Consider the following 22,152-nt stretch of genomic DNA (forward strand, 5'->3'; position numbering starts at 1 on the left):
ATCGAACGGATTTGGCCCGGTGACTACACTGTTTCAGTACTGATTTGGAGGAGATTGACGTGGATTCCCTTGAAACACCGTTGACTGGCACCGCTCGGGTGAAGCGCGGCATGGCCGAGATGCTCAAGGGCGGCGTCATCATGGACGTGGTCACGCCCGAGCAGGCGCGCATCGCCGAGGCTGCCGGTGCCGTTGCGGTCATGGCGCTCGAGCGGGTGCCCGCCGACATCCGCGCTCAGGGCGGTGTGTCGCGGATGAGCGACCCCGACATGATCGAGGGCATCATCGAGGCGGTGACCATTCCGGTCATGGCCAAGGCGCGCATCGGCCACTTCGTCGAGGCGCAGATCCTGCAGAGCCTGGGCGTCGACTACGTCGACGAGTCCGAGGTGCTGACGCCGGCCGACTACGCCAACCACATCGACAAGTGGAAGTTCACCGTGCCGTTCGTGTGCGGCGCCACCAATCTCGGTGAGGCGCTTCGACGCATCAACGAGGGTGCGGCGATGATCCGCTCCAAGGGCGAGGCGGGCACCGGCGACGTGTCCAACGCGACCACGCACATGCGCAAGATTGGCGGGGAGATCCGCCGGTTGACGTCGCTGTCGGAAGACGAATTGTTCGTCGCGGCAAAGGAATTGCAGGCGCCGTATGATCTGGTGGTCGAGGTGGCGCGGGCCGGCAAGCTGCCCGTGACGCTGTTCACCGCCGGTGGCATCGCCACCCCGGCCGACGCGGCGATGATGATGCAGCTCGGTGCCGAGGGCGTCTTCGTCGGATCGGGCATCTTCAAGTCGGGCAACCCCGAGGAGCGCGGTGCGGCGATCGTGAAGGCCACCACCTTCTACGACGACCCCGACGTGCTGGCCAAGGTGTCGCGTGGGTTGGGCGAGGCCATGGTGGGCATCAACGTGGAGGACATCGCGCAGCCTCATCGGCTCGCCGAACGCGGCTGGTAACGCACTGGTGTCGATCGAAGAGATCCTCGATCTGGAACAGATCGAGGTCAACATCTACCGCGGGGGCGTGTTCAGCCCCGAGTCCGGATTCCTGCAGCGCACCTTCGGCGGCCACGTCGCCGGGCAGTCGCTGGTGTCGGCCGTGCGTACCGTCGACCCGAAGTTCCAGGTGCACTCGCTGCACGGCTACTTCCTGAAGGGCGGTGACGCCCGCTCGCCGTCGGTGTACACCGTCGAGCGAATCCGCGACGGTGGGTCGTTCTGCACCCGGCGGGTGACGGCGATCCAGCACGGCGAGACGATCTTCTCGATGTCGGCGTCGTTCCAAACCGACCAGAGCGGCATCGAGCACCAGGACGCCATGCCCATGGCGCCACCGCCGGACGACATCCCGGACTTCAAGTCGGCGAGCAAGGTGTTCGACGACGCCAGCTTCCGGCAGTTCGACGAGTGGGACGTGCGGATCGTCCCCCGCGAGCAGATGAAGTTCCTGCCCGGCAAGGCCTCTCAGCAGCAGGTGTGGTTCCGGCACCGCGACCCTCTGCCCGACGACCCGGTGCTGCACATCTGCGCGCTCGCATACCTCAGTGACCTCACGCTGCTGGGTTCGGCGCAGGTCAACCATCCCGACGAGCGCAAGCACCTGATGGTCGCGTCGCTCGACCACGCGATGTGGTTCATGCGGCAGTTCCGGGCCGACGAGTGGCTGCTCTACGACCAGTCCTCGCCGTCGGCGTGCGGTGGTCGTTCCCTGACGGAGGGCAAGCTGTTCAACCGGTACGGCGAGATGGTCGCCTCGGTCATGCAGGAGGGCCTGACCCGCTACGTTCGCGACTTCACCCCGCCGGCACCGTGACGGTGCGCGTCGGTGTCCTGGCCTTGCAGGGCGACACCAGGGAGCATCTGGCGGCGCTGACCGAAGCCGGCGCCGACGCGGTCACCGTCCGGCGCCGCGCCGAGTTGGACGCCGTCGACGCCCTGGTCATCCCCGGCGGTGAGTCGACGGCGATGAGCAAGCTGCTGCGTGAGTTCGAGTTGCTGGAACCGCTGCGAGCCCGTCTCGCCGACGGCATGCCCGCCTACGGCTCGTGTGCCGGGATGATCCTGTTGGCGAGCGAGATCGCCGACGCCGGGGTTCCTGGTCGAGAGGCCCTGCCGCTGGGCGGAATCGACATGACGGTGCGGCGCAACGCCTTTGGCCGACAGGTCGACTCGTTCGAGGAGGACGTCGCGTTCGAGGGCCTCGACGGATCGATGCACGCGGTGTTCATCAGGGCGCCGTGGGTCGAGAGGGTCGGACCCTCGGTCGAGGTGCTGGCGCGCGCCGGCGGTCATCCCGTCGCGGTGCGCCAGGGTCGCACGCTGGCCACGGCGTTTCACCCCGAGATGACGGGCGACCGTCGCGTGCACCGCCTCTTCGTCGACTCCCTCTAGAGGTTCGAGCCGTCGGAGGCTAGCACGGGCAAGACGAGCCGCGACGACGAGCGGATGGTGTTCAGGCTGCTGGTGCCGACGCTGGCGTGCCGGAATCCCATGATGGCGGGCGTCTCGGGATTCTGATCGTCGCTGGTGACGGTCAACCGGATGCGGTCGCCGGCGGCGAATCGACGAGCGTTGGCCACCAACGGAATTCGATACTCCACGTCCTCGCCGACGGGCACCGCCACCGCGGTTCGGCACGGCAGCACCGGGGCGCCGGGGGTGCTGGCGGCCTCGTCGACGTCGCGCAGGCTGGCCCGCAGCCAGCCGGCCGTGACGTCCTCGACGGTGTCGTCCGCGGCGACGTGTTGCAGCGTCGCCATCCAGGCCGTGTCGGCGGCGGTGGCCGCCGCGGTCAACCGAAGTTCCACGTTGCCGACGACGTCGAGCGCGGCCGGCAACGGGGCGCTGGTCCACGACAGCAGCGCGGGCGGGTCGACGGGGCTGGACGTGACCCGGCCGAGACCGCCGCCGAGCGCCATCAGTTCCCTGGCTCCGGCGGCGCCCTCGTCGACGGCGAGCACTCCGTCGGCGCGCAGCGCCCACTCGGTCAGCCTCGACCCCGCGGGTGGCCACTGGTCGGCGGTGCGCCAGCCGTCACCACCGGGTAGCACGTACCGAATGGGCGGCCCGTCCATGATTCCGGTGTCACGTCCCTTGAGCCAGTGGTCGTACCAGGCCAGCGCCTCGGTGTGGAGGCTCTCCCACGGCCAGGTCAGGCCGAATCGGCCCAGCATCCCCATGCGGACGTTCGGGTTGTGCGCCAACGCCTTCCACGCGACGAAGGTCGACGGCAGGTGCAACGGAACGTTCTCCCAGTCGCAACCGAGGTAGACCGGCACCTCGATCCGGTCGAGCAGGCCGGTGAGATCCCGGTCGTCCCACCAGGCATCTCGCACCGGGTGCTTCACCATGACGTCCAGCCACAGGTCGTCCCACGGGTGCGGGTCGTGGGGCAGCTTGAGCATCTGGCGCAGCACGGTCACGGCCGCCTCGCCGTTCATCGTGCCGAACCGGCGGTGCAACGGGGGAGCGTGTAGCACCTTGCGTGCCACGTCCAGTGGCGGACTCCGCCAGAACCGGCTGCTGCGCTCCGAGGTCAGCCCCACCATGGACAGGAACGGCGTGATGAACGACGAGCTGGTCAGGCCGTGGTGGGTGGCGGAGTCGTACAGGTCGGCGGTGACGGCGAGGGGAAAGATCGCCTTGAGGTGCGGCGGGCGCTCGACGGCGGCCTCGAGTTGGGTCATGGCGAAGTAGCTGATGCCGATCATGCCGACGTTGCCGTCGCACCACGGCTGGGCGGCGGCCCACTCGACGAGGTCGTACATGTCCCGGCGTTCTTGGGCGTCGAAGAAGCCGAATTCGCCCCCGGACCCGCAGGTACCGCGCACGTTGGCGATGAGGTGGACGTAACCCCTGGTCACCCAGAAGTCGGTGTCGCCGGCCTCGACGAATCCCATTGGCGCGCCCAGGTTCTGGATTTGGCGGGGATAGGGGGAGGCGGCGATGAGCACCGGGAAGCGCCCGTCGGCGTCGGGGCGGTGTACGTCGGCCAGCAGGTCGACGCCGTCGCGCATCGCCACGGCGAGGTCGTGGTCGTGGTGGACGCGGTACGTCGGCTCGCTGAGGTGGCGGTAGTCCCGGCCGGTGGTCTGCGGGCCGTTGAGCTGGATCGGCGACATGAGTCTCACGCTACGTTGAGACATAGTCTCAACGCAAGGGGAAACTCTTGCTAGGCTTCCCGAATGCCGAAGAAGACCCCGCCCGGTCCTCGCGACGAGAGGGGCGTGCTGTCGGGGCGCATCCTGGCCGCCGCCCGCGAGGAATTCGCCACCCACGGGTGGGCGGGCACCACCCTGCGGGCCGTTGCCAGGTCCGCCGACGTCGACCCCGCCCTGATCTATCACTACTTCGGCTCCAAGGAGGGGCTGCTCGACGCTGCGACGACGCCCCCGCAGCGATGGCTCGACGCCGTTGCCGCGACCTGGAACACGGCGCCCGACGACCTCGGGGCCGCGCTGCTGCGCTTGATGTTGAGCGCGTGGGCCGACGACGAGATCGGGCCCGTGCTGCGCGCGGTGCTGCTGACCGCCGCGCACGAGCAGTCCACGAGGGAGAAGCTGCGCCGCATCGTCGAGGGCAGCCTGATGGGCGTGTCCCGGCTCGGAGCCGACGACCGCGACCGCGCGGTGCGCAGCGGGTTGATCTCGTCGCAGATGATGGGTCTGGCGCTGATGCGCTACGTGTGGCGGGTGGAACCGATCGCCTCGATGACCGACGACGAGCTCGTCGGTGCGGTGGGCCCGAATCTGCAGCACTACGTCGAGGGGGAGCTCGCGGCCGAACCGACGTCGCAGCACGTAGACTGATCGATCGGACTTCGCCATAGAGCACCAACTTCGCAGTAGAGAAGAAGAGGTAGTACCTGCATGAGCGGCCATTCCAAGTGGGCCACCACCAAGCACCAGAAGGCTGTCAAGGATGCCCGCCGCGGCAAGGAGTTTGCGCGGCTGATCAAGAACATCGAGGTGGCGGCCCGGACCGGCGGTGGTGACCCGGCGGGCAACCCGACGTTGTTCGACGCCATCCAGAAGGCGAAGAAGACCTCGGTCCCCAACGACAACATCGAACGGGCCCGCAAGCGCGGCGGCGGCGAAGAGGCGGGCGGCGCCGACTGGCAGCCCATCACCTACGAGGGCTACGGGCCCAACGGTGTCGCGGTACTCATCGAATGTCTCACCGACAACAAGAACCGCGCGGCCAGCGAGGTGCGCATCGCGATGACCCGCAACGGCGGCAACATGGCCGACCCGGGTTCGGTGTCCTACCTGTTCACCCGCAAGGGCGTGGTGACGCTCGAGAAGAACGGCCTGACCGAGGACGACGTGTTGACGGCGGTCCTCGAGGCGGGCGCGGAGGACGTCGTCGACCACGGCGACACCTTCGAGATCGTGTCCGAGCCCACCGACCTGGTGGCCGTCCGCACGGCCCTGCAGGACGCCGGCATCGAATACGACTCGGCCGACGCCAGCTTTCAGCCCTCGGTCTCGGTGCCGGTCGACGTCGAGGGTGCCCGCAAGGTCCTCAAGCTCGTCGACGCCCTCGAGGACAGCGACGACGTGCAGGACGTCTGGACCAACGTCGACATCTCCGACGAGGTCGCCGCCCAGCTCGACGAGGACTGAGCGCTAGGGCGTCAGCACCGCGACGGCTTCGGAGATCGACGCGTCGCCGGAGACGAGTTCGAACGTCACCCCGCCCGTCGCGGGGGCGTCGAGCAGCGCCACCAGCATCGCCGCCACGTCGGCGCGGGGAACGGTTCCGCGGCCGGTCGACTCCGCGATGCGCACCCGGCCCGTGGCGGGCTCGTCGGTCAGGCCGCCTGGCCGCACGATGGTGGTGTTGAGCGCCGGGCGTCCGCGGACCGCCTCGTCGGCGGCCGCCTTGGCCGCGAGATAGGCGGTGAAGACCGGATCGTCGCCGGTAGCAGGCTCGTCGGCCCCCATTGCGGAGACCATCACATAGCGGCCGACCCCGGCCGCCTCGGCGGCGTCGGCCAGCAGGATGGCGGCGTCGCGGTCGACCGTGGTCTTCCTGTCCACCCCGCTGCCCGGGCCGGCACCCGCGGCGAAGACCACTGCGTCCGCACCTCGGAGATGCTTGGCGGCCTCGTCCACGGTCGCGTTCTCCAGGTCGACGACGACGGCCTCCGCGCCCACGGCCTCCAGGTCGGCGGCCTGGTCGGGGTTGCGGATGAGACCCACCGCGGAGTCGCCGCGCTCGGCGAGCAGCTTCTCGAGGATCAGGGCGATCTTTCCGTGTCCGCCTGCGATGACGACGCGCATCAGTTGTTCTCCTCCGTTGCGAATACCTGGGAATCATCGGCAAATGCCTTGAACTCCAACGCGTTCCCCGCCGGGTCGAGCAGAAACATCGTCCACTGTTCTCCGGGTAGGCCCGCGAAGCGCAGATAGGGCTCGATGACGAACTCGACGTGGTTGGCCCGCAGCCGCTCGGCGAGGCGGTGAAACTCGGCCACCGACAGCAGCAGCCCGAAGTGGGGGACCGGGACGTCGTGGCCGTCGACCGGGTTGTGCGCGCGGGCCGGACCGCTGGGAGCCAGGTGGGTGACCAGCTGATGGCCGTGCAGGTTCCAGTCGACCCAGGACTCCGCGCTGCGGCCCTGCTCGAGTCGAAGCACGGTGCCGTAGAACGTGCGGGCCGCGCCGAGGTCGTCGACGGGTACGGCCAGATGAAAGCGCGGGATGGGAGAGTCGAGAACCGTCACGTCTCCAAGCTATCCCGAGGCGAGGAATGCGCCGATCGCACGGGCGGTCTGCTCGGGCTGGTCGAGCATGATCAACACGTGCGCGTCGTCGACGTAGCGCAGGGTGGCGTTCGTCAGCTCGGTCAGCCGGTGGGCATGGCGATCGGGCATCACCGGGTTGCGGCTCCACAGGACCAGCACGTCGCCGTCGAAGCGGGCCAGGCTCTCGGTGGCCCGCACCAGCTCGCTCGTCACGAACCGGGACCTGGCGTACTTGATCAGATCGCGGCGCAGCGCGGTGTGCCGCAACGCATGGGCGAACCAGCGGTCCACGAGGGCCTGAGGGATCGGCTTCTTGGCCATCATGCCGAACACCAGGTATCGCCGCCGTAGCCAGCCGACGGCCAACATCCGCATCGCGATCGACACCGTCAGGGGGGTGCGGGTCACCAGCCAGGTGACCTTGCCGGGCAGGCCGGGCGGGAAGTTCTCGAAGGCCTCCGACGGGCAGACGATCATCCGGCCGACCCGATCGTCGCGGCCCACGTCGGTGAGGAAGAGCGGTCCGCCCCAGTCGGTGACCACCAGGACGACGTCGGTCAGGTCGAGCGCGTCGAGGAAGTCGGCGACGAGGTCGACCATGCCGGGCATCGTGAGATCGGCGTCGGGTCGCATCGGTATGCGATGTCCGCCCATCGGCAGCAGGGGCAGCAGATAGCGATGGCCGGCGGGCAGTAGCGGGAGCACCACATCCCACTGGGCGTCGTTCATCAGGAGTCCGTGCAGCAGCACGACCGGTGGCCCGGCCGGATCGCCCTCCTCGCGGTACTCGACGGTGCCCGCGGTGACGTCAACCGACTTCAACTGCCCCACCCCTCGTTAGAACGGACATTCTAGAACACATGCTCTAGTGTGTCTGGAGGAGGCGACGATGGCAAGGACGACCAGGGAGACGATTCTGACCGCGACGGCGGAGTTGATGCGCGTCAAGGGATTTGGCGCCGTCGCCATGAAGGACGTCGTCGCGGCGTCCGGCGCGCCGATCGGATCGCTGTATCACCACTTTCCGGGCGGCAAGACGCAGATCGCGCGGGAGGCGCTCGTCGCCGCCGGCGCGGCGTACGGCCTGCTGATCCCGACGCTGATGGCGCCCCACGACGACCTCGGCGAGGGCGTCGAGGCGGTGTTCATGCAGGCGGCGACCGACATGGCCGAGACCGGCTTCGCCAACATGTGCCCGGTCGGCAGCGTGGCGGCCGAAGTGGCCGACACCGTCGAGGAACTCCGCGAGGCGACCGCGGCCGTCTTCACCGACTGGGTCGACGGCGGCACCGCCTACTTCGCCTCGCGGGGCCTGGGCACGACGGCCGCTCGCGAGGTCACCGTCGCGATCGTGACGGCGTTGGAGGGTGCCTTCCTCGTCGCCAGGACCCTTCGCGACACCGAACCGCTGACGACGACCGGACGAGTCCTGGCTCGCGGCTACGTCGGGGTGCCGCTGGCCGCCGCGGCGGAGTCCGCCGTCCCACGGGTGACGACCTCTTCTGCGTGAATTCGCGAATGCGTTGGTGTCGCGATGCCGAGGGCGTGCGCTGGACGGTTCGGCGCGCGTGCTGAGTTGACTCGGCGATTGCGGGCATGTCGTTGACCGTCGTCGCGCACGGAGCCGTTAAGGTATCGAACAGCTGTTCGTACCGTCGGCAGCGCTTCGTCGGCAAGGAGTCGCAGTGCGGGTGATGGGCGTCGACCCTGGGCTGACCCGATGTGGGCTGTCGGTCATCGAGAGCGGGCGTGGCCGCCAGGTGATCGCCCTGGACGTCGACGTGGTCCGGACCCCGTCCGACCAGCCGCTGCACAAGCGGTTGCTGACCATCAGCGACACCGTCGAGCACTGGCTCGACACCCATCACCCCGACGTGCTCGCGATCGAGCGGGTGTTCGCCAACAACAACGCGAACACGGCGATGGGCACAGCGCAGGCGGGTGGCGTCATCGCCCTGGCCGCCGCTCGGCGCGACATCGACGTGCACTTCCACACTCCCAGCGAGGTCAAGGCGGCCGTCACCGGCAACGGTCGCGCCGACAAGGCGCAGGTCACCGAGATGGTCACCAGAATCCTTGCGCTGCAAGCCAAGCCGACACCGGCCGACGCCGCCGACGCGCTGGCCCTTGCCATCTGTCATTGCTGGCGCGCGCCGATGATCGCGCGGATGGCCGAGGCCGAGGCGATGGCCGCCGAACAGCGCCGCAAGTACAAGGCCAAGCTGAAGGCGGCCACGTGATCGCCTCGGTGCGCGGCGAGGTCCTCGACATCGCCCTCGATCACGCCGTCATCGAAGCCGCCGGCGTCGGGTACAAGGTGATGACCACGCCGACCACGTTGGCGACGCTGCGACGCGGCACCGAGGCCAGGCTCATCACCGCGATGATCGTGCGCGAGGACTCGATGACGCTGTACGGGTTCGCCGACGCCGAATCGCGCGACCTGTTCACCATCCTGCTCTCGGTCTCCGGGGTGGGTCCGAAGATCGCGCTGGCCACGCTGGCCGTCTACGACGCCCAGACCCTTCGTCAGGCGCTGGCCGACGGCGACGTCACCGCTTTGACCCGGGTGCCCGGCATCGGCAAGCGGGGCGCCGAACGGATGGTGCTGGAGCTGCGGGACAAGATCGGCTCGGTGGTCGGCGCCGGTGGGTCCACTGCCGTCGGTGGTCACGCCATCCGCGGGCTGGTCGTGGAAGCCCTTGTCGGACTTGGCTTCCCGATCAAGCAAGCCGAGGAGGCCACCGACAAGGTGCTCGCCGCGGACTCCGACGCCACGACGTCGAGCGCGTTGCGCGCCGCGTTGTCGATGCTGGGGAAGAATTAGCCCGTGGGCCGCTTCGACGAGGACGAGCACGAAGACACCACCGACCGCGAGGTGTCCGCCGCGCTGACGGTCGGGGAGGGCGACGTCGACGCCAGCCTTCGACCCCGCTCACTGAAGGAGTTCATCGGCCAGCCACGCGTGCGTGAACAGCTGCAGCTGGTGCTCGAGGGTGCCAAGAACCGCGGCGGCACGCCGGACCACATCCTGCTGTCCGGGCCGCCGGGTCTTGGCAAGACGTCACTGGCCATGATCATCGCGGCCGAACTCGGCACGTCGCTGCGGTTGACCTCCGGTCCGGCGCTGGAGCGCGCCGGAGACTTGGCCGCGATGTTGTCGAACCTCGTCGAGCACGACGTCCTCTTCATCGACGAAATCCACCGCATCGCCCGACCGGCCGAGGAGATGCTGTACCTCGCCATGGAGGACTTCCGCGTCGACGTCGTCGTCGGCAAGGGGCCGGGCGCCACATCCATTCCCCTCGAGGTCGCGCCATTCACGCTGGTCGGGGCGACCACCCGATCCGGCGCCCTGACGGGTCCACTGCGCGACCGGTTCGGGTTCACCGCCCACATGGACTTCTACGAACCCGCCGAACTCGAGCGGGTGCTGACGCGGTCGGCGGGCATTCTCGGCATCGAGGTCGGGGCGGACGCCGCCGCGGAGATCGCCCGGCGCTCGCGGGGTACGCCACGCATCGCCAACCGCCTGTTGCGCCGTGTTCGCGACTACGCCGAGGTCCGCGCCGACGGCGTCATCACCCGGGACGTCGCGAAGGCGGCACTGGCCGTCTACGACGTCGACGAGCTCGGCTTGGACCGGCTCGACCGCGCCGTGCTCAGCGCGCTCACCCGGAGCTTCGGAGGTGGCCCGGTGGGCGTGTCCACGCTCGCCGTCGCCGTCGGGGAAGAGGCGACGACCGTCGAAGAGGTGTGTGAACCGTTTCTGGTGCGCGCGGGCATGATCGCCCGCACCCCGCGTGGCAGGGTCGCGACCAGCCAGGCTTGGATGCATCTGGGCATGACGCCGCCGAGTGGCGTCATGGGCCTCGGGCAGCAAGCCCTCTACGACTGACGACCGAACGGGATACCGAACGACCATGACCACTGCTGGTGTCATCTTCGCGGCGCTGGCCGCCGTACTGCACGTCTACATCTGGATTCTGGAGTCGTTCCGGTGGACGGCCCCGCGGACGCGCGCGACGTTCGGCACGTCGGCCGAGGAAGCGGAGACCACCAAGCTGATGGCCTTCAACCAGGGCTTCTACAACCTCTTCTTGGCAGTGGTGACCGTGGTCGGGGTGGCGTTCACGATCTCCGGGGGGACCCGCGTCGGCGCCGCGCTGCTCTTCGCCGGTGTCGGATCGATGCTGGCCGCGGCCGCCGTGCTCCTGGCCTCCGCTCCGGACAAGGCGCGCTCCGCGGTCGTCCAGGGAGCGTTCCCGTTGCTCGCCGTCGTGCTGCTCGCCATCGGCTTCTCGACGTAGGTCTCCTGCGGATGGCCGACCACGTGGACGCGGTTGCCGCCGGAACGCTTGGCCCTGTACATCGCCCGATCCGCCGATTCGACCAGGCAGTCGACGTGGGTGATCAGGTCGCGAGGTGGTACCCGGTACAGCGATGCGCTGGCCACGCCAATGCTGGCGGTGACCCGCATGGGCGCCGACGCGATCTCGCGGCGGATCCGCTCGGCGAGACCGATGGCGTCCTTGCGATTGCCCGACACCGCGACGACGAACTCCTCACCGCCGATGCGCGCGGCGATGGAGTCGCCACGGCGGATGTGTTGGAGGATGCCGCCCACCACCACCAGGGTCTGATCGCCCGCCGCATGCCCCGCCGTGTCGTTGATGCGCTTGAAGTCGTCGAGGTCGACCATCACGACGGACAGATGGGCCGCGCCGTCGCGACTCGACTCGGCGGCCAGAATGCGGACCGACCGCCGGAAGGCCCGCCGGTTGGGCAGGTCGGTCAAGGGGTCGATGTCGGAGTTGAGTGCGTCGATGCCAAGGGTGTGCACCAACACCTGCACGCAGAACGGCACGGCCAGCACGCTGACCCCGAGGATCATCAGATTGCTCGCCGCCAGCGGCGTGTCGCCGGCGATCGCGATCTGCGCGGCGCACGCGAGCGCGGTGCCGACGGCGGTTGCGAGGGTGAGTGCCAGATACCGGGCGGTGTGGAAGAAGGCGACGTAGCCGGCCAGTGCCGCGAAGGCGGTCGCGCCCTGGATGCCGGTGCCCGGCTGGAAGGCGAGCAGGCACGTGGCCGCCAGGCAGGCGTTGGCGACGACGACGAAGACGGCGGACTGGTTCCGGTTGGGCCACCTCGTCGCCCACAGCACGGCCATCACCGCGCAACCCGCCGCGACCGCGAGTGACGCCATCCGGGCGGCCGGAAGCTGCGGTCCGGCCGGGGTGAACAGCATGAGCACCGGCACCACGCCGAGGGCGAGCACGATGGCGGCCATCATGTATCGGGTGAACCGTAGGAGGTTGCGGACGGCCAGGTACGCCGACAGCCACTGGTAGTGATCGGGCTGCCGCCACCAGCGGCCCATCCAGTCCACTTTGCGTGTTCGCCCTTGCCAGTCGTGTGCCTCAGCCGTCACGGCGTGATCTCAGCTCAAGTGACGAACTCCCCAGCCGGATCGTACAAGAACCATCGACAGTTTGCCGGAGGTCGGTGAGATCCCGCCGACGGATCGCCGTCCGCGGGCATCCGGATCGAGTGCCGGGTGGTGGCACCGTCTGCGGTCCGCGGCCCATCGATCGTGGTGGGCAACGGTTGCGGCGTTGCCGACCCGTTGCTGGCGACCTCCGTCCGACGCTCGGCAAGGCGCGCAGAGCGGGCGGATGCGCCGGTGTCACGGCGAGAGCTAACTTCGCTGGGGTCGCCAAGAACAAGGTCCGCAGGGGGTTGGTTCGCGAACGAATTGGGTACTCCGGCGCCAACGAGGAGGCCGACATGTCACGGGTCGTTGCGGGTGAAGAAGTGCAAGAAGTGCGGGGCGGCAGAATGCGCATTCCGCGCAGCCGTGGTGCGGCCAGTGGGCTGTTGGTGGTCGTCTTGGGTCTGTGGGGCGCGTTGGTGCCGTTCGTCGGGCCGGCGTTCGACTTCGCCTACAACCCGGACGTGGGTTCGGCCTGGAGCGCCGCTCGAGGCTGGCTGGAGGTGCTGCCGGGTGCGGTCGCGGTCGTCGGTGGCTTCCTGCTGCTCACGTCCCGCAACCGGGCGACGGCGATGCTCGGCGGGTGGCTCAGTGTCGTCGCGGGTGCATGGTTCGTGATCGGGCGGGTGATGGCCACCACGCTGACCATCGGCGAGATCGGCGGCCCGGTCGCGGAGACCGACACCAAGGCGGCGTGGTTGGAACTGACGTACTTCTACGGGCTCGGCGCGCTGATCGTCTTCCTCGGCGCGATGGGCCTCGGGCGGCTGTCGGTACGCAGCGTGCGGGACGTCGGGTACGCCCAGCGGATGGCGACCGCCGACCGCGTCGAGCACGTCGACGCCCGCGAGCACCCGACCACGGTCCTGCCCGCGAGCCGGCCGACGCCCGCGGGAGAGACGTACCCGGAGGGCACGAACCTCCCTCGGCGCGGCTGGCGGGACCGCCTCACGGGCCGCGGCCCGAAGGACACCCTGGTCGATCGGTAGCGACGCGCAGCTATCCGGTGTAGACCATCACGTGCTTGATGCGGGTGTAGTCCTCCAGGCCGTACATCGACAGATCCTTGCCGTGCCCCGACGACTTGAACCCACCGTGGGGCATCTCGGCGACGAGCGGGATGTGGGTATTGATCCACACGCAGCCAAAGTCGAGGGCGTTGGACATGCGGATGGCGGTCGACACGTCCCTGGTCCACACCGACGAGGCCAGGGCGTACTCCACGCCGTTGGCCTTCTCCAGCGCGTCGTCCTCGTCGACGAACGACTGGACCGTGATGACGGGGCCGAACACCTCGGACTGCACCAACCGGTCGCCTTGCCGCACGCCGCCGATGACGGTCGGCGCGACGTAGAAACCGTCGACGCCCTGGCGATGCCCGCCAGCCGCGACGGTGGCGTGGTCGGGGACGTCGTCGAAGAAGCCCAGCACGCGCTCCATCTGGTTGACGTTGTTGACCGGCGGTACCCAGGCCTCCTCGTCGTCGGCGGCCCGGCCGAACGTGGTCAGCGCCTTGCCTGCCTGCTCGGCCAGTGCCGCGGTCAGCTCGTCGACCACCGATGCGTGGGCGAGCACCCTGGTGGCCGCCGTGCAGTCCTGCCCGGCGTTGAAGTAGCCGGCGGTGGCGATGCCCTCGGCCGCCGCCGCGACGTCGGCGTCGCCGAACACGACGACCGGTGCCTTGCCGCCCAGTTCGAGGTGAGTGCGCTTGAGGTGCGTGCCCGCGCTGACCGCGACCGCCCGGCCCGCTTCGACCGATCCGGTGATCGACACCATCGCGGGCGTGCGATGCCCGACGACGGACGCGCCGGTGACCCGGTCACCGGTGACGACGTTGAGCACCCCGGGCGGAAAGTGCTTGGCCGCCAACTCGGCGAGCATGACGGTGGTGACCGGCGTCGTGTCGCTGGGTTTGATCACGACGGTGTTGCCGGCGGCGACGGCGGGGCAGAACTTCCAGATCGCCATCATCATCGGGTAGTTCCACGGCGCGACCTGTCCGATCACGCCGACGGGCTCGCGGCGGATCCACGACGTGTGGTTCTCCAGGTATTCGCCGGCCGACTTGCCCTCGAGAACTCGAGCGGCACCGGCGAAGAAGCGAATCTGGTCGACCATCGGCGGAAGCTCTTCGACCCGGGTGACGTGGTGGGGCTTGCCGGTGTTGCGTCCCTCGGCGGCCACCAGCTTGTCGGCCGCGCGCTCCACCTCGTCGGCGAAGTCGAGCAGCGCCTTCTGCCGCGCCGACGGGGTGGTCCGCTTCCAGTCCGTGAACGCCGTGGCGGCCGCGGCGTAGGCGCGGTCGACGTCCTCCTGGTTGGACACCGGGGCGGTGCCGTAGCGCTCGCCGGTGGTGGGGTCGACCAACGGCATCGTCGCGCCGCTCACCGAGTCGACCAGTTCACCGCCGATGAAGTTCTTCACCGTGGTCACGGTCAGAGGTCCTTGAGGACGAGGGCGAGAACGTCGAGACCTTCCTCGAGAAGGTCGTCGCCGATCGTCAGCGGCGGCAGGAAGCGCAGCACGTTTCCGTAAGTGCCACAAGACAATACGATCACCCCGGCCGCGTGCGCTCCGGCGCACAGCGCCTTGGTCAGGTCGGCGTCGGGCTCGGTGGTGCCGGACTTGACCAGTTCGACGGCGATCATCGCGCCCCGACCGCGGACGTCACCGAGGCGGTCGTCGTCGGCCTGCATCCGGCCGAGCCGCTCCTTCATGAACGTCTCGATCTCGCGGGCCCGGGCGACCATGCCGTCGGCCTCGATCGTCTCGATGGTCGCCAGGGCGGCGGCACACGCGATCGGATTGCCACCGTAGGTGCCGCCGAGGCCGCCGACGTGGGGGGCGTCCATGATCTCGGCGCGGCCCGTCACGGCCGCCAGCGGCAGCCCGTCGGCGATGCCCTTGGCGGTGACGATGAGGTCGGGTTCGATGCCGTCGTGCTCGCAGGCGAACATCGCACCGGTGCGGGCGAAGCCGGACTGCACCTCGTCGGCGATGAAGACGACGTCGTTCTTGCGGCACCAGTCGAGCAGGGTCGGCAGAAATCCCTCGGCGGGGACGATGAAGCCGCCCTCGCCCTGCACCGGTTCGATGATCACCGCGGCCAGATTGCCGGCACCGACCTGCTTGTCGATCACGTTGATGGCGCGTTTGGCGGCCAGTTCCCCGTCGGTGGCGAGTTCCTTGCCGAACTCCGCGTCGCGGTAGGGGTAGGACATGGGTGCCCGGTAGACCTCGGGGGCGAACGGGCCGAAGCCGTGCTTGTAGGGCATCGACTTGGCGGTCAGGGCCATGGTGAGGTTGGTCCGGCCGTGGTAGGCGTGGTCGAACGCGACGACGGCCTGCTTGCCGGTGTAGGTGCGCGCGATCTTCACCGCGTTCTCGACGGCCTCGGAACCGGAGTTGAACAGTGCCGACCGAGCCTCGCCGGCGATGGGCGTCAACCGGTTGAGGTGCTCGCAGACCGCGACGTAGCCCTCGTAGGGCGTGACCATGAAGCAGGTGTGGGTGAACTGCGTGGCCTGCGCGGCGACCGCCTCGACGACGCGGGGCGAGGCGTTGCCGATGGTGGTGACCGCGATGCCGGAACCCAGGTCGATCAGCCGGTTGCCGTCGACGTCCTCGACGATGCCGCCACCGGCACGGGCGGCGTAGACCTGCATGGTGTTGCCGACGCCGCGCGCGACCGCCCCGGTCTTGCGGGCAATCAGGGCCGACGACTTGGGGCCGGGGATCGCGGTGGCGAGGTGGCGGCTTTGTTCGATGGTGCTCACGTCATGACTCCTGTGAAGGAAGAGGGGGAGGAGACGCCGGAACGTCTCGTCGAAGCCTAGTCGCCGGGTTCGACCGCGCGAACGGAAACCTCGGTACGGGTGCGGCGCGACGGCTGAATTCGCACCTCGGGGACGTCTTTTACTGCGCTTTCGGTGGCGTCGTCCGCCACGGGCGACGAAACCAGCGTTTAGTGGTACTAACCTCCGTCACGTCGTGACGGGGCAGGTCGGCGGATGGTCGCGGTAATGGCACACTGGTCGGTGACTAGGCCCCCGTGTGTTCGCATCCGTTCCGGGGAGCCACGACCGAAATCGATACGAAAGTCAGAGTTGACATGGATCTCGCCATCTTCGTCCCGCTGCTCGTCGTCATGGGCGCGTTCATGTTCTTCGCGTCCCGTAAGCAGAAGAAGGCCATGCAGGCGACCATCAACCTGCACGACTCGCTGACGGTCGGCGACGAGATCATGACCACGGCCGGGCTCTACGGCACCATCACCGCCGTCTCCGATTCCAAGGTCGACGTGGAGATCGCCCCCGGCGTCGTGGTGACGATGCTGAAGCTCGCCGTCAAGGAAAAGACCGTGGTCGACGAGGACGAGTACGAGGCGGACGAGTACGAGGACGACGACACCGTCGCCGCCGAGGAGCCGACGGCGCGGGAACTCGACCGGCCCGGCGTCGGCACCGAGGTCAACCCCGACCCGAACCGACTCACCAAAGACTGACGGCCGAGCACACAGCGCAACCACGTACTCTTTGCGGGTTGACGTACCGATCTGAGGAGAACCAAGAACGTGGCATCGCCTTCGGCGCCGGTGCATCCCTACCGTTACCTGACGCTTTTTCTGGTTCTACTCATCGGTGTTTATCTGCTGGTGTTCTTGACCGGAGACAAGCAACCGAAGCCCAAACTGGGCATCGATCTGCAGGGCGGCACCCGCGTAACCCTGACCGCCCGCACCCCGGACGGCACCCCTCCCACCCGTGAATCCCTCGCCCAGGCGCAGGAGATCATCAGCTCCCGCGTCGACGGGCTCGGCGTGTCCGGCTCCGAGGTGGTCGTCGACGGCGACAACCTCGTGATCACGGTCCCCGGCAACGACGGCAACGAGGCACGCAACCTCGGACAGACCGCGCGGCTGTACATCCGCCCCGTCATCCACGCCATCCCCGCGTCGGGTCAGACGCCGCCGGCAGGTCAAGCCCCGGCCGGCGCACCACAGGGAGCCCCTGGCGTCATACCGGGCATGCCGGGAGCGCCCGGCGGTGCGCCTGGCGCACCGGGCATGCCGCCCCTGATCTCACCCGCCGAGCCGGGTGCCCCGATCGTTCCGCCCAGCCAGGACGGCCCGGGGGCCACGCCCCCTCCCGCCGGCGCCCCCGCACCGGCCGAACCTGCGCCGCAGCCGCGGCCGTTCCCCCAGGAACCGGCACCGACGCCCGCGCCGTCGCCCGCACCCGGGCAGGCTCCGGCGCCGGGCGCACCGGCACCCGGCGGTCCCGCGAAGCCCAACCCCAACCCCAAGGGGGCGGACCTGGCGCAGCGGATCTCCGACGAGAAGGCGTTGCGGCAGAGCACCGATCAGCAGATTCAGCTCCTGGCGCTGCAGTTCCAGGCGACCCGCTGCAACGACGAGGACGTGCTGGCGGGCAACGACGATCCCAACCTCCCCCTGGTGACCTGCTCGCAGGACCACAAGGAGGTGTACCTGCTCGACAAGTCGATCATCAGCGGCGAGCAGATCGAGAGCGCCTCCTCGGGTCTTGACCAGCAGCGCGGCGAGTACGTCGTCGACCTGCAGTTCAAGAGCGCGGGCTCCGACGTCTGGGCCAACTTCACCGCCGCCAACGTGGGCACGCAGACGGCGTTCACGCTCGACTCGCAGGTGGTCAGCGCCCCGCAGATCAACGAGGCGATTCCCGGTGGCCGCACCCAGATCACCGGCAACTTCACCCAGGATTCCGCCCGAGAGCTCGCCAACGTGCTGAAGTACGGCTCGTTGCCGCTGTCCTTCGAGTCCTCCGAGGCCGAAACCGTCTCGGCGACACTGGGTTTGACGTCACTTCGGGCCGGCCTGATCGCCGGCGCGATCGGACTGGGGCTGGTACTGCTGTACTCGCTGCTTTATTACCGCGTGCTCGGCCTGCTGACCGCGCTGTCGCTGATTGCCTCCGGCGCCATGGTGTTCGCGATCCTGGTGCTGCTTGGCAGGTACATCGGGTACACGCTCGACCTGGCCGGCATCGCCGGTCTGATCATCGGCATCGGCACCACCGCCGACTCGTTCGTGGTGTTCTTCGAGCGCATCAAGGACGAGATCCGGGAGGGGCGGTCCTTCCGGTCGGCTGTACCTCGAGGCTGGGCCCGGGCCCGCAAGACGATTCTGTCGGGCAACGCGGTCAGCTTCCTGGCTGCCGCAGTGCTCTACGTCCTGGCGGTCGGACAGGTCAAGGGCTTCGCGTTCACCCTCGGCCTCACCACCATCCTCGACGTGGTCGTGGTGTTCCTGGTGACCTGGCCGCTGGTGTTCCTCGCGTCGAAGTCTCCGACGTTGTCCAAGCCGGCATTCAACGGCCTCGGTGCGGTGCAGCAGATTGCCCGCGAACGCCGGGCCGCCGCTACGTCAGCGGGAGGGAGGTAGCGACATGGCCAAGCATGAATCCAAGAACGACGTGACCGACGAGGGCGGAGCCGTCGAACTCGACGACGCCTCGGCTGCCGAGGAACTGGGCTCGGCGTCGTCGGGCGCGCCTCAGCACGGCTTCTTCGTCCGGCTCTACACCGGCACCGGCGCGTTCGACGTCGTCGGCAAGCGCAAGCTGTGGTTCGGCATCAGCGGTGCGATCGTCCTGATCTGCCTCGCCAGCATCGTGCTGCGCGGCTTCACCTTCGGCATCGACTTCGAGGGCGGCACCAAGGTGTCGATGCCCGCGTCGGGTGCGCAGGGCCAGGTGACGACCCAGCAGGTCGAGGACGTCTTCAGCAAGACACTGGGTTCTGCGCCGGAGTCCGTGGTGCAGGTTGGCAACGGGGCCTCCGCCACCATTCAGGTGCGCACCGAGAAGCTGAGCAATCCGGACAACGACAAGCTCCGCACGGCGTTGTTCGAAGCGTTCCAGCCGAAGGGGCCCAACGGGCAACCCAGCAAGGACGAGGTCAGCAGCTCCGACGTGTCGTCGACCTGGGGTGACCAGATCACCAAGAAGGCGCTCATCGCGCTGGTGGTCTTCCTGGCGTTGGTCGCGGTGTACATCGCCGTGCGCTACGAGCGGTACATGGCGGCGGCGTCGCTGGCGGCGTTGGTGTTCGACCTGTTGGTCACGGCCGGGGTGTACTCCCTGGTCGGGTTCGAGGTCACTCCCGCCACGGTGATCGGTCTGCTGACGATCCTCGGGTTCTCGCTCTACGACACGGTGATCGTGTTCGACAAGGTCGAGGAGAACGTGCACGGTTTCGAGCACACCACCCGCAGGACCTTTGCCGAACAGGCCAACCTGGCGATCAACCAGACGTTCATGCGGTCGATCAACACCAGCTTGATCTCGGTGCTGCCGATTCTCGCGCTGATCGTGGTCGCGGTCTGGCTTCTCGGTGTCGGCACCCTGCAGGACCTTGCGTTGGTCCAGCTGGTCGGCGTCGTCGTGGGCACGTACTCGTCGATCTTCTTCGCCACGCCGCTGCTGGTGGCCATGAGGGAGCGCACCGACCTGGTCAAGGCACACACCCGGCGCGTCACGAACCGGCGCAAGGGCAAGGGCTCGACCCTGGATGCGGGCGCGGATCCCGTGGACGCGGTCACCGTCGCCCAGCCCGAGAAGGTGTCGGTCTCGGCCACCCCCGCCCCCGAGAAGCCGGCCCCTGGTGCGAAGCCGAGCCGTCCCACCGGTAGGCCGTCGGGTAAGCGGAACGCCAGGCGGTAAGCCTCGATGATGGTCAGACCCCGGCGGGTCTCGATCCTGGCGGCCGTGATCGGGTTGGTCGGCTGCCTCGGCCTGTCCTCGTGTGCGAGCGGCCCGGCCGACGAGATCGACTACGCCGTCGACGGCACGCTGATCACCTACAACACGAACACGGTGGTGGGCGCGGCCTCGGCGGGTCCGCAGGCCTTCGCGCGCGTCCTCACCGGGTTCAACTACCACGGGCCGGAGGGGCAGGTCGTCGGCGACCGTGACTTCGGCACCATCTCGGTGGTGGGGCGGGCGCCGTTGGTGTTGGACTACGTGATCAGCGACGAGGCCGTGTACTCCGACGGCAAGCCCGTCACGTGTGACGACATGGTGTTGGCGTGGGCAGCGCAGTCCGGCCGGTTCCCCGGCTTCGACGCCGCCAGCCGGGCCGGCTACGGCGACATCGCCGACGTCGACTGCGCCCCCGGGCAGAAGAAGGCCAGGGTGTCGTTCGCCCAGGATCGCGGGTTCGTCGACTTCGGCCAGTTGTTCGCCGCGACCGCGATGATGCCGTCTCACGTCATCGCCGACGAACTCGGCGCGGGCGACGGTGCGGTCACCGCCGCGCTCCAGGCTGGTGACCTGCCCAGGATCGAACGCATCGCCCAGTTGTGGAACACCGTCTGGAACCTGGGCCCCGATGTGGACCTGAAGCGCTTCCCGTCGTCGGGGCCATACAAGCTGAGCTCGGTCGGCGCCGACGGGACGGTCGTGCTCGTGGCCAACGACAAGTGGTGGGGCGCGAAGCCCGTCACGGGAACGATCACCGTGTGGCCGCGCGGCGCGGACGTCCAGGAGCGGGTGAACTCGGGGGCGTACGACGTCGTCGACGTGGCGGCGGGATCGTCGGGGGTGCTGACCCTGCCTGCCGACTACGTGCGGACCGACAGCCCGTCGGCGGGCATCGAACAGCTGATCTTCGCGCCGAGCGGCCCGTTGTCGAACCCCGACGCACGACGCGCGCTCGCGCTGTGTACGCCGCGCGACGCGATCGCCGAGAACGCGCAGGCGCCGATCTCCAACAGTCGGCTGAATCCGACCGCGGAGGACTCGATGACGGCTGCGGAGAACGCGGCGGAGGGCGGTCGGTTCAGCACGTCGAATCCCGCGGCGGCGCGCGACGCGCTCGGAGGGAACCCGCTGACGGTGCGCATCGGCTACCAGAGCCCGAACGCCCGCCTGGCGGCCACCGTGGGCGCAATCGCCAAGGCCTGTGAGCCGGCGGGCATCTCCGTCACGGACGCGGCATCGGATGCGATCGGCCCGGAGTCGTTGCGGCAGAACCAGATCGACGTGCTGCTGGCGAGCACGGGCGGCGCGGCGGGCAGCGGCTCGTCCGGTTCGTCGGCGATGGACGCCTACGACCTGTTCAGCGGTAACGGCAACAACCTGTCCGGCTACGCGAACGAACAGGTCGACGGTGTCATCGGGGCATTGGCGGTGACGTCCGACCCGAAGGAATACGCCCGCCTGCTGGGCGAGGGTGCGCCCGTACTGTGGGACGACATGCCCACCCTGCCGCTGTACCGTCAGCAGCGAACTCTGCTGACGTCGTCGAAGATGACGGCGGTGAACAGCAGTCCGACGCGATGGGGTGCGGGGTGGAACATGGACCGTTGGGCGCTGACCCGATGAGCGACTCCTCCGGAGGCGACGTCGCCGCGGTGATCCAGTCGTTGATGCGCCAGGTTCCCGATTTCCCGGAGCCCGGTATTCAGTTCAAGGACCTCACTCCGGTGCTCGCCGATGCGCGCGGGCTCGCGACGGTGACCGACGCGCTGGCCGCCGTCGCCGGCGAGGTGGACCTGGTGGCGGGCATCGACGCCCGCGGCTTCCTGTTGGGAGCCGCCGTCGCGATCCGCCTCGGCACCGGCGTCCTGGCGATTCGCAAGGGCGGCAAGCTGCCGCCGCCCGTGCACAGTGAGACCTATGACCTGGAATACGGCAGCGCAACCCTGGAGATTCCGGCCGACGGAATGGACTTGGCCGGCCTGCGCGTTCTGTTGGTGGACGACGTGCTCGCCACAGGGGGCACCTTGGCGGCTGCCACCACGTTGTTGAGGACTGGTGGCGCGACGGTCAGCGACGCCGCGGTGGTGCTGGAGCTGTCGGCTTTGAACGGGCGCGCGGTGCTGCCGGATCTGGCAGTCGCGAGCCTGTACGTGGTGTGATGAGCACGAG

22 protein-coding genes and 1 pseudogene are annotated in these 22,152 nt (G+C 68.8%); 16 read left to right on the top strand and 7 right to left on the bottom strand.

The window, feature by feature from the left end; translation table 11 throughout:
- Positions 1 to 53: 53 nt before the first annotated feature.
- Genes pdxS through pdxT form a run of 3 tightly spaced genes read left to right on the top strand, consistent with a single transcriptional unit; the run spans position 54 to position 2,393 of the window.
- On the top strand, positions 54 to 959 hold the full coding sequence (pdxS, locus tag H7J06_RS23370; protein WP_372515401.1) for a pyridoxal 5'-phosphate synthase lyase subunit PdxS: 906 nt from the start codon (positions 54 to 56) through the stop codon (positions 957 to 959).
- A gap of 7 nt (positions 960 to 966) precedes the next feature.
- Complete coding sequence (gene tesB, locus H7J06_RS23375; protein WP_264041652.1) at positions 967 to 1,815, top strand: acyl-CoA thioesterase II; 849 nt, start codon at positions 967 to 969, stop codon at positions 1,813 to 1,815.
- A complete protein-coding gene (pdxT, locus tag H7J06_RS23380) occupies positions 1,812 to 2,393 on the top strand; it encodes a pyridoxal 5'-phosphate synthase glutaminase subunit PdxT (protein WP_264041654.1) in 582 nt (193 codons plus the stop codon). Before tesB ends, pdxT begins: the two co-directional genes overlap by 4 nt.
- On the opposite strand, the gene H7J06_RS23385 is transcribed toward pdxT, so the two are convergent.
- Positions 2,390 to 4,123: a CocE/NonD family hydrolase gene (locus H7J06_RS23385; RefSeq protein ID WP_264041655.1), complete on the bottom strand. Its 1,734-nt coding sequence runs from the start codon at positions 4,121 to 4,123 to the stop codon at positions 2,390 to 2,392. The two genes, pdxT and H7J06_RS23385, sit on opposite strands and share 4 nt — an antisense overlap.
- Positions 4,124 to 4,186: 63 nt before the next feature.
- Here H7J06_RS23385 and H7J06_RS23390 point away from each other — a divergent pair, with 63 nt between their 5' ends.
- Together H7J06_RS23390 and H7J06_RS23395 are read left to right on the top strand one after the other, a co-directional pair.
- The gene (locus tag H7J06_RS23390) at positions 4,187 to 4,810 is read left to right on the top strand and encodes a TetR/AcrR family transcriptional regulator (protein ID WP_264041656.1); all 624 of its coding nucleotides are present in this window, start codon (positions 4,187 to 4,189) and stop codon (positions 4,808 to 4,810) included.
- A 60-nt stretch (positions 4,811 to 4,870) separates the two neighbouring features.
- Complete coding sequence (locus H7J06_RS23395; RefSeq protein WP_264041657.1) at positions 4,871 to 5,626, top strand: YebC/PmpR family DNA-binding transcriptional regulator; 756 nt, start codon at positions 4,871 to 4,873, stop codon at positions 5,624 to 5,626.
- 3 nt (positions 5,627 to 5,629) lie between these two features.
- On the opposite strand, the gene H7J06_RS23400 is transcribed toward H7J06_RS23395, so the two are convergent.
- The 3 genes from H7J06_RS23400 to H7J06_RS23410 are packed head-to-tail and all read right to left on the bottom strand — an operon-like array spanning position 5,630 to position 7,572.
- The gene (locus H7J06_RS23400; RefSeq protein WP_264041658.1) at positions 5,630 to 6,286 is read right to left on the bottom strand and encodes an NAD(P)H-binding protein; all 657 of its coding nucleotides are present in this window, start codon (positions 6,284 to 6,286) and stop codon (positions 5,630 to 5,632) included.
- Positions 6,286 to 6,729, bottom strand: a complete 444-nt coding sequence (locus H7J06_RS23405) for a VOC family protein (RefSeq protein WP_264041659.1) — start codon at positions 6,727 to 6,729, stop codon at positions 6,286 to 6,288. The genes H7J06_RS23400 and H7J06_RS23405 overlap by 1 nt, the downstream gene beginning before the upstream one ends.
- Positions 6,730 to 6,738: 9 nt before the next feature.
- Complete coding sequence (locus tag H7J06_RS23410; protein ID WP_264041660.1) at positions 6,739 to 7,572, bottom strand: alpha/beta fold hydrolase; 834 nt, start codon at positions 7,570 to 7,572, stop codon at positions 6,739 to 6,741.
- A gap of 67 nt (positions 7,573 to 7,639) precedes the next feature.
- Between H7J06_RS23410 and H7J06_RS23415 the strand changes: the two genes are divergently transcribed.
- From H7J06_RS23415 to H7J06_RS23435, 5 genes are all read left to right on the top strand, one after another.
- Entirely contained in the window at positions 7,640 to 8,260 is a 621-nt protein-coding gene (locus tag H7J06_RS23415) for a TetR/AcrR family transcriptional regulator (RefSeq protein WP_264041661.1), read from the top strand.
- Positions 8,261 to 8,435: 175 nt separating this feature from the next.
- The gene (gene ruvC / locus H7J06_RS23420; protein ID WP_264041663.1) at positions 8,436 to 8,990 is read left to right on the top strand and encodes a crossover junction endodeoxyribonuclease RuvC; all 555 of its coding nucleotides are present in this window, start codon (positions 8,436 to 8,438) and stop codon (positions 8,988 to 8,990) included.
- Complete coding sequence (gene ruvA / locus H7J06_RS23425; protein ID WP_264041664.1) at positions 8,987 to 9,577, top strand: Holliday junction branch migration protein RuvA; 591 nt, start codon at positions 8,987 to 8,989, stop codon at positions 9,575 to 9,577. Before ruvC ends, ruvA begins: the two co-directional genes overlap by 4 nt.
- A 3-nt stretch (positions 9,578 to 9,580) precedes the next feature.
- Complete coding sequence (gene ruvB / locus H7J06_RS23430) at positions 9,581 to 10,648, top strand: Holliday junction branch migration DNA helicase RuvB (protein ID WP_264041665.1); 1,068 nt, start codon at positions 9,581 to 9,583, stop codon at positions 10,646 to 10,648.
- Positions 10,649 to 10,673: 25 nt separating this feature from the next.
- Entirely contained in the window at positions 10,674 to 11,060 is a 387-nt protein-coding gene (locus H7J06_RS23435; protein WP_264041666.1) for a DUF1304 domain-containing protein, read from the top strand.
- A 32-nt stretch (positions 11,061 to 11,092) separates the two neighbouring features.
- Here the strand turns inward: H7J06_RS23435 and H7J06_RS32465 are convergent.
- Positions 11,093 to 12,133 (bottom strand): annotated as a pseudogene (locus H7J06_RS32465) (GGDEF domain-containing protein); the annotation flags it as partial.
- Between the two features lie 407 nt (positions 12,134 to 12,540).
- Here H7J06_RS32465 and H7J06_RS23445 point away from each other — a divergent pair.
- Entirely contained in the window at positions 12,541 to 13,233 is a 693-nt protein-coding gene (locus H7J06_RS23445) for a hypothetical protein (RefSeq protein ID WP_264041667.1), read from the top strand.
- Positions 13,234 to 13,243: 10 nt separating this feature from the next.
- On the opposite strand, the gene H7J06_RS23450 is transcribed toward H7J06_RS23445, so the two are convergent.
- On the bottom strand, positions 13,244 to 14,677 hold the full coding sequence (locus H7J06_RS23450) for an aminobutyraldehyde dehydrogenase (RefSeq protein WP_264041668.1): 1,434 nt from the start codon (positions 14,675 to 14,677) through the stop codon (positions 13,244 to 13,246).
- Between the two features lie 2 nt (positions 14,678 to 14,679).
- A complete protein-coding gene (gene gabT / locus H7J06_RS23455; RefSeq protein ID WP_264041670.1) occupies positions 14,680 to 16,020 on the bottom strand; it encodes a 4-aminobutyrate--2-oxoglutarate transaminase in 1,341 nt (446 codons plus the stop codon).
- Positions 16,021 to 16,355: 335 nt separating this feature from the next.
- On the opposite strand from gabT, the gene yajC reads away from it, so the two are divergent.
- From yajC to H7J06_RS23480, 5 genes are all read left to right on the top strand, one after another.
- Complete coding sequence (yajC, locus tag H7J06_RS23460) at positions 16,356 to 16,748, top strand: preprotein translocase subunit YajC (RefSeq protein WP_264041671.1); 393 nt, start codon at positions 16,356 to 16,358, stop codon at positions 16,746 to 16,748.
- 69 nt (positions 16,749 to 16,817) lie between these two features.
- Complete coding sequence (secD, locus tag H7J06_RS23465; protein WP_264041672.1) at positions 16,818 to 18,665, top strand: protein translocase subunit SecD; 1,848 nt, start codon at positions 16,818 to 16,820, stop codon at positions 18,663 to 18,665.
- A 4-nt stretch (positions 18,666 to 18,669) separates the two neighbouring features.
- Positions 18,670 to 19,944: a protein translocase subunit SecF gene (secF, locus tag H7J06_RS23470; RefSeq protein ID WP_264041673.1), complete on the top strand. Its 1,275-nt coding sequence runs from the start codon at positions 18,670 to 18,672 to the stop codon at positions 19,942 to 19,944.
- A gap of 6 nt (positions 19,945 to 19,950) precedes the next feature.
- Complete coding sequence (locus tag H7J06_RS23475; RefSeq protein ID WP_372515395.1) at positions 19,951 to 21,606, top strand: ABC transporter substrate-binding protein; 1,656 nt, start codon at positions 19,951 to 19,953, stop codon at positions 21,604 to 21,606.
- Positions 21,603 to 22,142: an adenine phosphoribosyltransferase gene (locus tag H7J06_RS23480; RefSeq protein WP_264041674.1), complete on the top strand. Its 540-nt coding sequence runs from the start codon at positions 21,603 to 21,605 to the stop codon at positions 22,140 to 22,142. The genes H7J06_RS23475 and H7J06_RS23480 overlap by 4 nt, the downstream gene beginning before the upstream one ends.
- The last annotated feature ends 10 nt before the right edge of the window (positions 22,143 to 22,152 follow it).

Source organism: Mycolicibacterium hodleri (genome assembly GCF_025822245.1).
Lineage (GTDB): Bacteria > Actinomycetota > Actinomycetes > Mycobacteriales > Mycobacteriaceae > Mycobacterium > Mycobacterium hodleri.